This is a genomic window from Shewanella sp. NIFS-20-20, from assembly GCF_019209865.1.
Classification (GTDB): Bacteria; Pseudomonadota; Gammaproteobacteria; order Enterobacterales; family Shewanellaceae; genus Shewanella.
Window position 1 is genome coordinate 1 of sequence record NZ_JAHUTT010000083.1, and the last position, 14,731, is coordinate 14,731.

The window sequence follows — 14,731 nt, forward strand, 5'->3', positions numbered from 1 at the left end:
GAGACAGTTCAAGCTTGATGGGAAACGGGATAGGGCCTATCCACGTGCGTTAAAAATGAGTAAAAACAAGTATCCCATTAAGTCTAAGAAAAATGCCGTTCACACTAAGTGAACGGCATTAGGCTAAAGCCTGCTTTTGTCAGTTTGAACAGCCGGGCCTTGAGGCCCGGTTTTTTAGCTAGAAGAAAAACTGCATCGAAAGCTGTACATAGTTTGATTCACCATTGGCCGGCGCATTGGCTTCTGTGTTGAAGCTATTATTGTCGTCATTGACTTCAAACCGGCCAATTTCGGCACCCAATACCAATTCCCGAGTCATGTTGGTAAACAGGTTAACGGCCATATGGCGACGGTCTGCATTCTGCTCCTCTGTTATGATATGGCTATAGAATGCAGTGGTTCGAAGGTTTTCAGTCCAGAAATGCCGATAAGCAATCATGCCTCCTGAGGTTGTTTCCACTTCTTTTCCATAAATATCATACGCGGCACCGGCACCGACATATCTGCCTAAATGACCATAGTGCAGCTGGAATCTCACGTCATCTTTCTCAAAGACGTTGATCTTACCCGCAATCGAGCCTCCGACTGCAATTTCACTTGAGTTCATCGGCTCTAGCGATCTGACTAAGGCTGCCGCAGACAAGTTTCCCCAGTTGCCCTTGATGTTGTGGCGAACAACCATATCAGGTATGGCATCATTTGCTTTGCTGCAACTGACCAACTTGTTATTAACATCAATGCACTGGCCTTCAGTACTCGGATTTTCCATAGCAAATTGCCAATTCCCATGGGTATATCGCACCAGCCCTTGGCGAACAAACGCTTCACCGACTAAACCTCCCCCCAAGTTGGTCGATTCGGGATAAGAGCTCGGGTTTACCATGGTTGACCAGGTCTGCCCAGCTGTCCAGCCTTTATAATCAATATAGGCATGACGAATGCGTGGGCTATAGGAGTTGGTGTTGTACGTATTGCCTTGAGCCGAGCCCACGAAGTCAATTTCTACAAAACCTTTAACCTCTCCGGCGGTGACTGTGGCATTAAACCTAGACTCTTGGGCGCTAAATTGAGTTTTGGTGTTGTCGCTACCGTTGACACCAGGATTGCCGCTATAGAAGTTAGCGAAGTTCAACGTACCATCTGACGTTTTGACCGCAGCTTTAAAAAAACCTCCAAACTCAGCATCAAAAGCCAAAGTATTTCCGGAGAGCAATAGTCCTAGAGGGAGTGCGTATTTCAACTTCATTATTTACATCCTTGATTTTTATAAAGACAGCTCAGGCTAAGGAAACTAATATCGTAAAGCCACCGGCAAAAATCTGAATTGGAATCGATATGTTTTATTTGTGACGCATCTCGTTTGTTAAGGCACAAAAATTACTTATATCTACGGGTTGGGTCTAGACAATTAGGTAATAAATTGTTTATCAATACTTCTTAATTGGTGGAAATTTATATCATGTTTCATGGCAGGTTTGTTTTTCGTGTAAAGTTATTTCTAATTTTGTGAAAATTACATTAGTAATTACAGGGGGGATTCATGCTTGTATGATTGTTCTGTGCAAACTGGATATTAAATATGTGTAGGAGATTTTTTGTTACTACTATTCATTAATAGTGGGTTTGTGTGAATTAACTTGTGTTTAATGGTAATAGCTGTACTTGAAAATATAATTAGGCTCTCTCACCCAAAGTAATATAATTATTACTTCTCGAGAGTGATTTTGCTCAATGTATTTGGTTTGTATTTAAAAGATAGTGAGTTGGACACGTTCATTTTTAACGAGACGTTTTTTAGTTGAGATTGTTAGTTGTCAAAAATTCATAATTTAATTAATTGAGTGATATTTATATGTCTAGATTTACCACGATGGCTATTGCATTAAGTGCAGTAATATCCAGTTCTGTATTAATTCCTGTTTCAATCGCTGCTGAAGGTGGCGCGGTAGGAGCTAAGAAGTTCTTATCTAGGTCTACAGCTCAAGGTCAGCTAGGTCAAATTGAAGTCAATCCTTATGGGAATGCGCCGCTAACCGCTGTGATAGATCTTGCGGGTAAGTCGATTACTAATGTACATGTCAGGGTGCACGGTAAAGGTAGTGACGGAGTAGACATTGAATATGGCGTCGACCGAGAATCTTTACTCACTCATGATGGCATACCTATCTTTGGTTTATACCCTAATCACAGAAATACGATCACGGTTGAATACCGACTTGAAGGTGAGTCGGTCTCTGAAGAATACCGATTACAAACTGGCGGCATAGGTACCAAGTATAACGAACTTATGGTGCGCTCTTTTCCGGAAGTTGTGCCCGTGACAGTGGCCAAGGGGTTTGAAGACAGACTTTATTGGATAAATGGCCAAACTTCCAATCGCTATCATAAGGATATCAACTGGACCAATGGCGGTTCTCTCGACTGGAATTACCAGTCCCTCAACTATATTGCGGATACCAATGGTGATGTCCGCTGGATACTGGATGACAGTGCATTCACGGATAACCAGAGCCTGATGGGGCGCGGTTTAATTATGGGCGTTCATCAGGTCAGTGAAGGTGAAATCATATTTGGTAAGGGTCAAAAATACTATCGGATGGACTTGCTGGGCCGCATGATCAAAGAGTTACCATTGCCGCGGGGGTATGTGGATTTCTCTCACGAGATCCAGGAAACTAGTAAAGGAACTTACCTTATTCGTGCTGCCAAGCGTAACTATGTGAAGGACACCGGCGAAACCGTGACCACGGTCCGAGACCACATTCTGGAAGTAGATGCATCGGGTAACTTGATTGAGGCCTGGGATCTCAACAGCATTTTGGACCCTATGCGCGATACCTTGCTCATTGCCCTAGATGCCTCAGCGGTGTGCTTGAATGTGGATGACAGCAAACTCGGTCAAACCGTAAAAATTGAACCTGACATGCCTTATGGCGACATTCCAGGTGTTGGGGCTGGCAGAAACTGGGCTCACGTCAACTCGATAGATTATGACGAGCGCGATGATTCCATCATTATCAGTCCTCGCCATCAGGCGACCGCGATTAAGATTGGTCGCGATAAAGAGGTTAAGTGGATTTTAGGCGCGCCGGATGGCTGGACCGGGGAACTGGCCAAAAAAGTGCTGCAACCTATAGACCATCGCGGTCGACATATTCACTGTGAAGTTGGCAAATGCGAGGGGGACTTTGATTGGTCCTGGACTCAGCACACATCTTGGCTAAATCGAGATAAAGGCACATTAACGGTATTTGATAATGGTGATGGTCGCGGCTTTGAGCAGCCAGCCTTCCCAACCGACAAATATTCCCGGGCGGTGGAATACAAGATTGATGAAGACAATATGACCGTGCAGCAAACCTGGGAATACGGTAAAGAGCGTGGTCACGAATGGTATTCCGCTATTACCTCTGTGACAAACTATCAGTCTGACAAAGATACCATGTTTATTTTCTCGGCTTCTGCTGGCTTATTTAATAAAGATTGGACCAAGCCCATTCTTAATGAAATTCAGTACGGTACCGACAACGTGATGGTGGAGCTCAGGATTAATCAATCTGGTCCTGGCGAACCCGCCTATCGCGCTTTGGTCATTGAACCTGAAAAGGCATTTAACTAACGGTTATTAGCCTGTATCCGCTTGGATGCGGGCTAGAGGAAGGTGCGAATAAGTCCCGTGCGTGCTCAGCGAGCGCTGACAGCTTCTAGATGTGCGGCGCAGTTTGAAGTTAATGGCCCTAGTCCTTATTGAGAACTGCAACAAAGCAGCTAGTGCTGTCAGCCTCGCCCTATGGGTTTTTCGAGCAATCAAGATTTCTTTGGTCTTCAGTTTTGAAAGGTAGTCAGCCTTTCTTCCTTTATCTGAATTCCTTGAACTCGCTTTTGCTCATAAGCCAGCGCACTGCGAGGACTTGTTCGCACCTTCCTTAAGCAACTATGGCGAAATCAGGAACGGTGACAGTCGATCCGAGCCTGCTTTATGCCAGTCTTGTCGGCAGCTTAATTCACTGCACCGAATGGATTCACAATAATACTGAACAGAAGTGAGTGTAATATGTTTAAGAAAAGTATTGTTACCCTGGCCTTAACGGCTCTATGGGCTGGTCAGGCTGTTGCCGGTTATCCGGCTGATGTCAAAAAACTGGGTACAGGATTTTTAGATGATAGTAAGTCCTATATTCAATTCAAAGTGCAGAACTATAATTACGATCATAGATTTCAGGATGGTAAGTCACAGATTGATAATGAAACACCGCTATATATAGAATATGGTTTCAGCTCTGGATATTACGATGACTGGATTGGTGTTGATGTTGCTCCCATGCTGGTAACTATGGTGGATTGGGCAAGTGATTACCGGGAAGGCACAGACAGATATGGTCTTGGCAATACTTTACCTGACGGTGAGACCTATGCAAACTTAGGCGTCGCTTACTTAAAAACAAAATTTAAGTTAGGTGATGCCGGTACGCTAAAGGCCGGATTTGGTAAAAAACGACGGTATACAACATTATTTAACGAAAAGGTGATTCGTGTTAATGAAAGCTCCACTCATGGTTATGACCTGAGTTACGAAAACTCAGGTAATGAGTTGTTTGTCAGCTATATCGATGGCTTCCAGAATTTCGGACAGGCAGATTATATTACCGATATCACTGACTGGCAGGGTAATCGCATTGACTATATGTTATTAACCGGCCTAAATGGCAAAGTAAGTAATATCAATTATAAATTTGAATATGCCGAATCAAAAAACTACATTCGACGTGTGTTATATCAAGCGGATTTTACCTCGGAAGCATTGAATACTAATTTCATGCTAAGGGGGACCAATGTCCTTGGCGTGGGTGAGCAGTTTACCGATGTGGGAAAGGAGATTACTGATGACGGCAAGTCAGGGCTTTTGCACCTGGTAACGACGACTCAGTTTGGCAATGGCACCACTATGAATATCAAAGCTACCAAGGTATATGATGGTGATGTAGTGCAGGATTGGGGGCATGGGGCAACCATGAGTCGGCCAATGTTGCAGAATACCATGCTGGGTAATGAAGTGCCTCTAATCGAGGGTGAAGAGGCACTAATGCTGCGTTTTGCTCAAAACTTTGATGGCCTATTGTGGAAGGGGTTAAGTGGATATGCACAGTTTTGGAAAGGCTGGAATGCCAAAAATGTAACTGGCTACCACCGACAGGAATATGTATTAGAACTTAAACAAGACTTTGGCAAATTGCACCCGGCATTAGACGGATTGAGTTTACAGTATACCTATATGCATCATGATGGTCGCGGTGCCGATAATGGCTACCGAGAAGGTCGAGTTAATAATGTTTATGGTTTTTTAACTGACGATATCTATCGCAAGCTGACTTTACAATATCGATTGGTTTTCTAATTGTTTATTTTTGAAGGTTATCAAGCATGCTCTTTGAATAAACACAAATATTCATGTTTATCACCAGAGATAAACGGGATCAGTTTATCGGAACGATTCAGCATTTACTAAATAACTTCTTATTAGCTTGTGTTATTTATGACTAATTAATATTAGACGTTAAGTATGCATTAGTGCCATATCAGGTATTTCGAGTTATTGCCTACTACTTACTGCGTCTAAATGATCGGCAGTTATTAATTGGCTCATGATTTACATAGCGTCACTAAATCGAATTAGTGACCTGGATTAATGTTTTTAATAACTATCAACACCTGTCGCCAAAAATCATTGGTGCAGAATAATAATTAAAGGACCTACAATTATGTTAAAGAAAACTGTGCTAGCCGTCAGTCTCGCTTTGGGCGTTGTAGCAAGTGTTCAGGCAGCAGGATTAACTGCCGTTCCTCAGGCACCATTCGGTGCCACTATTCATGTCAATCCTTATGAGAATGCGCCTCAAACCGCGATTATTGGCTTGAATGGCCACAAAGTGAAGCATGTCTCAATCAAAGTCCATGGCAAGGGTAAAGGTGGCGTTGATATTGAGTATCCGGTTTCAGATAAGAGTGTGTTGACTTACGGTGGCGTGCCGGTATTTGGCATGTATCCCGCTCAGGCCAATAAAGTCACAATGAAGTGGACAGACGAGCAGGGAAAGAAGAAGAGTCATGACTTCAGTATTTTTGCTGAAGCGATTAAATTCGAATCTCAAGGTGGATTACAAACCGCATTGGCCCCTGAGGCGAATGTGATTAAAAAGCCTGTTAAAGGATTTGAAAATCGTTTGTATCTGGTCGAGTTGAACGCGGCGATTCCTGGTTCCTCTCCCTTTAAGCGTAATAAATTAGGTATTGGCGCCTATGACTGGGACGCTTCACCACAAATTATGATCTATGACACCAATGGCGATATTCGTTGGACTCTGGATCCAAATGCAGCGCATGACTCCAATAACCCGGAGAAAATGGGTTTCCTGATGGATGTTAACCAGTTACAGGACGGTACCCTGATCTATGGTCAGGGCCAGGCATATCACAAGATGGACCTGATAGGCCGACCTATCTATGACCGTGGAATTCCGGAAGGGTATGTGGACTTTTCCCATGAAGTCGTACAGTTAGATAATGGGCATGTGATGCTGCGAGTGGGTAAGAAAGATTACCGCAATGATGTGGGTGATGTCGTGGATACGGTACGTGACACGATTATCGAAGTTGATGAAAACGGGGCGGTTGTGGATGAGTGGATTTTGGCAGAGATCCTGGACCCCTACCGAGACATAACCATATTAGCGCTGGATCAGGGCGCAGTATGTTTGAACGTTGATGCTAACAAGTCGGGTGAAACATTCTCCAAGGAAGACTTACGCAAACTACCGTACGGTGATGTTGCGGGTTCAGCTGCTGGACGGAATTGGGCACACGTGAATTCCATTGGCTATAACCCGGGTGACGACTCAATCATTATCTCCTCCCGGCACCAGAACGCGGTGATTAAGATCGGCCGTGACAAAGAAGTGAAATGGATCATTGCAGATCCGCGTGGTTGGAACAGCAAGCTGGCTAACAAGGTACTGACGCCAGTAGACAGCAAGGGCAACAAGCTAAATTGCGCGGAAGGCCGCTGTGACGGTGGATTTGAGTGGCAAGCGACTCAGCATACGGCCTGGGCTGTTCCTGAGCGTGGCACTGTCACTGTGTTTGACAATGGCGATGCGAGATTTAATGAACAACCGGCTCTGCCAACGGATAAATACTCACGTGCCGTTGAATACAAAGTTGATGAACGCAATATGACAGTCCAACAGGTATGGCAGTTTGGTAAAGAACGTGGCTATGACTGGTATGGCGCGATTACTTCTGAAGTGCATTGGCAAACCGATAAGGACACTATGTTCATCTTTAATGGCTCAATTGGCATTATGGATAAAAAGCAGAAGTCCAGCGTGATTGAAATTGATCCTGAAACAGACAAGATAAAGTTCGAGATGGAAGTCAAAGGGAATAAAGCCGGTGCCGTGGGTTACCGAGCTGAAATCATCAAACCTCTATTCTAATTAACGTTCTTCTTTAATAACGATCACCGAGCCTGACCTTTCAGGCTCGGCAAATAAAAATACTTAGAGGTTGATGATGAACAAAGCAATTTTGTTGCTGGCAACGCTGGTCGGTGCTGGTCAAGTGGCGGCTGCCCCGTTTCATTTCTTTGGTGTAGCGGAAAATGCAGATGCAGTGAATTTTCGGGCATATTTAAGTGTGCATGCCATGTATGAGCAGTCTGCCCGTATGGGAGTAAGTGCTGATGGCAGTTACGACAGTGGGCTCAATTTCGATACTGAAGCGTCTATGTTGGGTGTTAATGGCAGGGTAAAGGCCGCTGATGGGCTGGACTTTATCTACAACGTTGATTACGGATTGGATTTCCATAGCCACGCCAGTACGATGGGCGTGTATAAGGAGGGGTTGGTTCACCGTAATCAATGGCTTGGCATTGACACTGATTATGGTCAGTTACGCCTGGGACGGGACGATGCCTTTCATTTTTATGTGAATACCATAGGTGCTGAACGTTTCTTTTCAACATTGGGTGCAGGAAAGTTTATTCATAAGAACTTACGTTACCACGGTAATGTGGGTACTTATCTGACCCCCATGCTGGGCAACGTCAAATTGGGCCTACAGTATTTTAGTCCCAAAGAGAATGACGGCGGTGAGTATTACCTTGATGCTGATGGTAGCAAGGCGGATATGACCGGCGCCTCGACAATGGCGTACTTTAACCAGGGGGATTGGAACCTGGCTGTGAGCTACGATCACCAGGTTGAGGGTAGCGATGGGGTGCGCGTGGGTGGTAATTACACTGGTAATGGCATGCGATTTGGTTTTACCTGGAGTCAGTTTGAACAGCGTTTGCTACAGAAAGAAGCGATTATGTTTAATACTCATGAGCTTCAGGATTTGGACACTTATGCCATCTCTGCAGAATATCGTATCAATCCCAAGTGGCGTGCTTATGCTCAATATGGTCATGCCAATAATGGTTATTGGACATCGCTGGTTGCCCACGGTATTAAACGTCCCGAGTTATTTGGCGTAGAGGTTGATCAATTCAATATTGCACTTGAGCGTAAATTTGCCAATCGAACCTTCATATCTCCGGAGTTTAGCTACTACAAGTTTGGCGATGTCGATGGCCATGGTAATCCGGTTAATTTCGACGATGAAATATTTGCCGGTATTCGTTTTAATTTAATACTAATGTGAATATTAAACTGAATGATGATAAACATTAGTCATTTTTTTCATTAATAATTATGCATTGTTAATTCACTTCTCTGTATATCTATTGTAGGTTGGGACTTGATAATAAGAATACTACTTTATGGTTGTGATAATCAGCACAGATAACTTTTGAATTAGCATTAATAATCAAGTTGTTATTTATTGGTAGTAGTCAGTTCGCTCACGCCAGCATTTATGCTGGCGTATTTATTCCATCTTTCAATGTTACTTATTCATCGGCAAAATTGATTGGTAACTTATGCAGGCGATTATATGAAAAGTACACTCTTGGCTGTTTCTGTTGCGGCATGTATTGGCATCAGTGGTTCTTTCACTGGCGATGCCCAAGCCGCCGGCTTTCCTCCTGCTCCGGCGCAGGGCAAATTAGGTGCAATGATCGTTGACCCTTATGGCAATACGCCTTTGACGGCCTTGCTGGACCTAAATAGTAAGAAGCCATCTAATGTCACCGTGACGGTACAAGGAAAGGGCCGTAAGGGTGTCGATATCTCTTACCCTGTTGGCAAACGTACTATGAATACCCATGACGGTATTCCCGTGTTTGGTTTATACCCGGACTACCAAAATAAGGTCACGCTTGAATACACACTGGATGGCAAAAGAGTTAAAGAACACTACAAAGTGGTGACTGGCAGTGTCGTTAATAACTATATCGATGGCCGTAACATTACCCCTTTACAGCAAGTTAACGTTAAAAAAGTTGCTAAGGGGTTTGAAGACAGACTGTATCTGGTTAATAGCCATACCTATGTGCCCCAGGGATCAGATCTTCATTGGTCAGGCCGGAAAGGTAAGCATTCAGGCATGATGGACGCCACGCCCGCCATGGGGGCATTGCCTTTTGAGAATGCTCCTTTGACCTATGTGGTGGATACCCAGGGTGAGATCAGGTGGTGGTTGAACCAGGATGCGACCTTTGACGGTAAAGACGTCGACCTTAATAAACGTGGCAACGTTATGGGGCTGCATGACAACGGGTTCGGCCAGATGACATTTGTGCAAGGTCAGATATATGGCACGTTTGATATGCTGGGTAACGTAGATACCCAACGTTTGCCTAGGGGGTACATTGATGCATCCCATGAGCACAATATTATGCCGAATGGTCACTCATTGGTGCGGGCAGCAAAAGCAGCTTACACCAATGCCCATGGTGATGTTGTTCACACTGTGCGTGACCATATTTTGGAGATCGACAGCAAGGGGAATCTGGTTGAGGTGTGGAACCTGAATGAGATTCTGGACCCTTATCGAGACGCCTTGTTGGAAGCTTTGGATATGGGGGCTGTGTGTCTGAATGTCGATTTTGACAGTATAGGCAAGACGGCGGAAATGAACATTGATGCGCCTTATGGGGATATTGCGGGTATTGCGCCGGGACGCAACTGGGCACACGTTAATTCCGTTGAGTACGATCCGAAGGATGACTCCATTATTCTGTCTTTTCGCCATCAGGGCGTCGCAAAGGTGACCCGTGACAAAGAAGTAAAATGGATCCTTGCTCCCTCTATTGGATGGAACGAAGCCTTATCTAAAAAGCTACTTAAACCAGTCAATAAGCAAGGTAAACCAATAAGCTGTAGCGAGCGGGGAGTCTGTGATGGTGACTTTGATTTTACCTATACTCAGCACACTGCATGGCTGAATAACGCCAATGGTCGCTTGACTGTGCTGGATAACGGCGATGGACGGCACTATGAGCAGCCAGCACTGCCAACCGATAAGTACACTCGTTATGTAGAGTACAAGATTGACGAAAATAAGATGACGGTTGAGCAAACCTGGGAATACGGCAAAGAGCGAGGATATGAATGGTATTCGCCAATCACTTCTAACGTTGAGTATATGGCAGACCGCAATACCATGTTTGGTTTTGGTGGTTCAGTCGGTATGTTTGAGCCAGGCAAGCCCACCATTGGTCGAATTAATGAAATTGATTACGATACTAAAGAGGTCAAAGTTGAAATTGACATCTTATCAGAGAAAGCCAATACGCCTCACTATCGTTCAGTACTGATCAATACCAAGAGTTTATTCGGTCAGTAAGCGTATAAATAACAATAAGCGACGAATAGGCTTACAACAAGCCTATTCGTTTGTTGTGGTTTTATTTTGTAGTATTTTAATTATTCATTTGAGATTTTTATTTTGCCGCGGGTGTTAATAATGTGTGCTTACCTGTGGGTTCTATTGGCACACAAAGGCAGCCAAGGTGTGATATTTGGCAACATATAGAATCCTGTAAGTCTATAAGTTCATGGTTTTATTGTTTTTTAGTTTTTTGTGTTTGTCGGGATTGGCCCGGTGAGGTATAGGGGATAGTTCGCAATTCTAAAAAAATTGGCTATGTTAAAATAGCGTCATACGCGCAATTTAACTAAATATTTAACTGTGATGGAATTTGTATGCCAAATTAACTATGCCACTACAAAAAGCATCATGGAACGATGAATTCAGAAGCGAAATTTTATTTGGTTAATGAGATTTAACAAAGCTTAATTCCGCCATGGGTCGATAGTAGAGTTGTGGTGAGAGCGTTTATTGAGAACAAAAACAATGTTCGCCTTAGGTACGATGCTCACTGTTGCTTTATTATATAGATTTACTACCTATTTTACTTGAGGCAAGTCGTCGGTTAAGGGGATAGAGGGCTGCGTAGTAAAAACTTCTGCTGGTAAATGTTTATCCTGCACTTATATATATACATAAATCAGGTCAATGCCCAGGCAGGTTTTCTTCGGTTAACAGAACTCCTACGCAGATTGTTATTAACCCTTTAGGCCATACTGTAGAATCAACAACTTTGCATCTTCGATGGCAACATTGATCTCGAAGTGTTTAAATCCCATCTGTTTAAAGTAAAATTCAATCATCCATTCTGCTGATAAATCCGCGTCTTCGCTGCAGATTTTCCCTACCTCCGCAAAACTAATCAAATGCTGACCTCTAATCGTCGTAGAAAGTAAGGTGCATAAGCGCGTTATGGCGATGTCATTGAGCTGACATAAGCCCTGTTCACGAGCTTGTTGTAATAGAGCAATCGGGGTTTCCCAAAATGCGTAAGCATTCTTATTGTGTTTATTAGTTTGTGGGCGACTGGCACGATCGGCAATAAGTGGATTACAAGTCAAGGTTGAAAGTGACGAGTAGAATGGGAGGCTATTAAGTGTATTTAACTGGAATATATAAAAGGCGATGACCTTAGTTAGGCCGTCCGCTTCTAGTTCCAGCCACCATTTTTTACTTTTTGAACCATCAAAACACCTGAACGCTAGAGCAACAAGAATATCTTCCTTGTTGCTGAATAGCTTATATAACGTAGTGGTAGAAATGCCGGCTTCTTTAGCTACTGAGCAAAATTTGAAACCAATCACACCTTCTTTATATATTAATTGCTCTGCCACACTCAAAATATGGTCTGTAGTGTTTTTTCCCATATTTATGTGAGCTCCATCATCTAAAAAAAATTTTTTCTATTATACATGTTAAGCATCAACCTTCGAATAGCTTTGCTTATTGAGTGTATTTTTTGTGATTGCCTTCAAAAATTACCCTGACATCAATTAGTAATATTTGTTTGGTCTTCAGGGAGGGTTGTGTCATGGTAAAGAAATTACTGTTTTCAGCTATCGTTGCCACATTTTTTTCACCCGTTACTGTTAATGCGGCTATGCTCGCAATCGAAACCGGTGTAATGAATTGGAATTCAAACGCTACTGAAACTTTTGGTGAGTTTAAAGATGCTAACTCATTTGTATCTATAAAAGGCGCGACTGGATCTGAATTTGGCGATATTTACGGGCATGTAAAACTAGAGAATTTTGATAATTCAAATTTATTGGGTTCAGAAATTAATCTGGTCGGTCAAATTAACTTAGCTGATACAGACTTCAATTTGTATGGTCAAGTATTTGATAAGTCGATGCCTAACTGGGGGGAAACCAATACTTTATTAGGGTTGAGCTGGGATAAAAGTTACGACAGTACCTATGTTCAGCTAGCATTGGCTGCACATGTAGTTAATGCGACCTATAAGGCTTTTGATAAAAGTTTTGATGAACAGGGATTTAATGGCGGCTATGCCTACATTAACTTTTCTCATAGCACTTCCGTGATGGGCCAAGATTTTAGTTTCATTTGGTGGCAAGAAGTATTTTTTGGTAGAAATGATTTTTATCTCCAATTAGCTGGTGATGTCGAGGACGTTGGTTTTAATGGGCAGTTTATTGCAAAGTGGCACGCTAATACGCACTGGTCTGCTGCTGTAAGCTACCGCTACGCTGAAAATAATATGGGTAAGAAAGGTTATCATGACGGAATATTTTATTCGGTCCAATATAATTTCTAATCTGCAGGTTAGACTGTTAAGTGATTATATTTTTCTTGTGTGACGAGTCATAAAAATCTAAACGTTCACATATGTTTTCATTTTAATTGTTAGATGTTTATTTGTTGGATTATATTTTAATTAATTTTGGAGTTAACTATGAAAAAAACGCTGACTGCTATTGCAGCAACCCTGTTCTTGTCTTTTGGCGCACTGGCGGCGACTGAAGGTGTTGAATATCAGACTCTGCCAGAATCCGCGCAGTTTGATGCTCCAAATCAAGTTGTGAAAATCTATTCTATCAATTGTCCATTTTGCTACAAATATGAGAAAGCAGGGATTCCTAATGACAAAATCCTTCCTGATGGCGTGACGATTGATCAATATCACATTACTACCAAGCCGCCATTTGGTGTGGAAAAGTCAACGGCATTAGCGATTGCTCAGGTGATCAAAGGTGACAAGGTATTTAAGCTGCTTAAAGATAAATATTACGACCAATACCATGTGAAGAAAGTAAAGTTTGAAGATGCTGATTCGACCATCGAGTTTTCACTGGAAGTGCTAGGTATGAGCCGTGGCGAGTTTGATCAGAATGCTCAGAATGCCGATGTACAGGCTTTAATCGCCAAGTGGGATCGAGGTGTTGAAGTGGCTAAGATTCAGGGGATCCCAGCGATTACGGTAAACGGTAAGTACCTGATCAATACCAAGTCTATTCGCTCTATGGATATGCTGAAGGGCCTGATCGCTGAGCTGTCTGCTAAGTAATAAGGGAATATCATGTCGATTAAAGAGTTTTGGGAAACCTTTAAGGTGCAGCCAGCAGAGCAGTTATCTGTGATTCAGCAAGAGCGCCCAATTTGGTGGGTGATGGTGGGGGCCGCAGTATTCCTTATCCTGTCAGCCATCCTTTACTTCCAGCTGTTTCTGGCAATGGATCCGTGCGAATTGTGTGTTTACATTCGTTTCAGCCAATGCTGTATCGTGATTGGTGGTTTGATCATGTTGATTGACCCCAAGAACAACATCTTGAAGTTCTTAGGTATGCTGTTGGCTTGGTACGCAATCATTCAAGGGTGGATGTGGTCTTATGAGCTGATGAAAATTCATGATGCTGCCCATATGGTTGTAGATACCTCGATGGACTTCTTTGCTGCGGCAGGTGATGCAGCGGGTTCTGCCTGCTCAACGGATCCACGTTTTCCTTTGAACTTACCTTTAGATGAATGGCTACCATTTGAGTTTAACCCAACAGGTGGTTGTGGTGAGGATGATTGGACATTGTTTGGTATGAACATGGCTCACTACTGTCTGATTGCATACACCTTCTTTATGGTTGCTTTGGCGCCACTGACTTTAGGTTGGATGCGTACTTTCATCAAAAAATAAACAATTTCTAAATTTTATAATTATTGAGAAATAGTTTATATATGAATTTTAAGTCTTGAGCTTTAAAATTTTTCGATAAAATTAGTAACTAATGAGCTGGCATCAATGATAATTATTGGTGCTAGTTCTCTCTGTTGATGGTTACCCGGCGTTGTTGATCAAATAGTTCACGTAACGTACTGATCTAATGACACTTACTCTAATTACTCAACTCGGTAACTAACAGGCATACCTAGTCTTATGACTTTGTTCATTGCCTTGACGTTAGCTAAC

At 42.9% G+C, this 14,731-nt stretch carries 10 protein-coding genes; 8 read left to right on the top strand and 2 right to left on the bottom strand.

The window, feature by feature from the left end:
* Positions 1 to 178: 178 nt before the first annotated feature.
* Positions 179 to 1,246, bottom strand: a complete 1,068-nt coding sequence (locus KU855_RS17635) for a DcaP family trimeric outer membrane transporter (protein WP_218532308.1) — start codon at positions 1,244 to 1,246, stop codon at positions 179 to 181.
* A 606-nt stretch (positions 1,247 to 1,852) separates the two neighbouring features.
* On the opposite strand from KU855_RS17635, the gene KU855_RS17640 reads away from it, so the two are divergent.
* The 5 genes from KU855_RS17640 to KU855_RS17660 all read left to right on the top strand — a co-directional run bounded on the left by KU855_RS17640 (position 1,853) and on the right by KU855_RS17660 (position 10,785).
* Positions 1,853 to 3,619: an aryl-sulfate sulfotransferase gene (locus tag KU855_RS17640; protein WP_256261114.1), complete on the top strand. Its 1,767-nt coding sequence runs from the start codon at positions 1,853 to 1,855 to the stop codon at positions 3,617 to 3,619.
* A gap of 435 nt (positions 3,620 to 4,054) precedes the next feature.
* Positions 4,055 to 5,395, top strand: a complete 1,341-nt coding sequence (locus KU855_RS17645) for a hypothetical protein (protein ID WP_218532310.1) — start codon at positions 4,055 to 4,057, stop codon at positions 5,393 to 5,395.
* Between the two features lie 364 nt (positions 5,396 to 5,759).
* Entirely contained in the window at positions 5,760 to 7,493 is a 1,734-nt protein-coding gene (locus tag KU855_RS17650; protein ID WP_218532311.1) for an aryl-sulfate sulfotransferase, read from the top strand.
* 73 nt (positions 7,494 to 7,566) lie between these two features.
* Positions 7,567 to 8,700: a porin gene (locus KU855_RS17655; RefSeq protein ID WP_218532312.1), complete on the top strand. Its 1,134-nt coding sequence runs from the start codon at positions 7,567 to 7,569 to the stop codon at positions 8,698 to 8,700.
* A 291-nt stretch (positions 8,701 to 8,991) separates the two neighbouring features.
* A complete protein-coding gene (locus KU855_RS17660; protein ID WP_218532314.1) occupies positions 8,992 to 10,785 on the top strand; it encodes an aryl-sulfate sulfotransferase in 1,794 nt (597 codons plus the stop codon).
* Between the two features lie 722 nt (positions 10,786 to 11,507).
* Here KU855_RS17660 and KU855_RS17665 read toward each other — a convergent pair.
* Positions 11,508 to 12,176 carry a TetR/AcrR family transcriptional regulator gene (locus KU855_RS17665; RefSeq protein WP_218532316.1) on the bottom strand — a complete coding sequence of 223 codons (669 nt, stop codon included), beginning with the start codon at positions 12,174 to 12,176 and terminating at the stop codon, positions 11,508 to 11,510.
* Between the two features lie 164 nt (positions 12,177 to 12,340).
* On the opposite strand from KU855_RS17665, the gene KU855_RS17670 reads away from it, so the two are divergent.
* From KU855_RS17670 to KU855_RS17680, 3 genes are all read left to right on the top strand, one after another.
* Entirely contained in the window at positions 12,341 to 13,087 is a 747-nt protein-coding gene (locus KU855_RS17670) for an outer membrane protein OmpK (protein WP_218532318.1), read from the top strand.
* Positions 13,088 to 13,225: 138 nt separating this feature from the next.
* On the top strand, positions 13,226 to 13,837 hold the full coding sequence (locus KU855_RS17675) for a thiol:disulfide interchange protein DsbA/DsbL (protein ID WP_218532320.1): 612 nt from the start codon (positions 13,226 to 13,228) through the stop codon (positions 13,835 to 13,837).
* A gap of 12 nt (positions 13,838 to 13,849) precedes the next feature.
* Positions 13,850 to 14,458, top strand: coding sequence for a disulfide bond formation protein B (locus tag KU855_RS17680; RefSeq protein ID WP_218532321.1), 609 nt, complete (start codon positions 13,850 to 13,852; stop codon positions 14,456 to 14,458).
* Positions 14,459 to 14,731 lie beyond the last annotated feature (273 nt).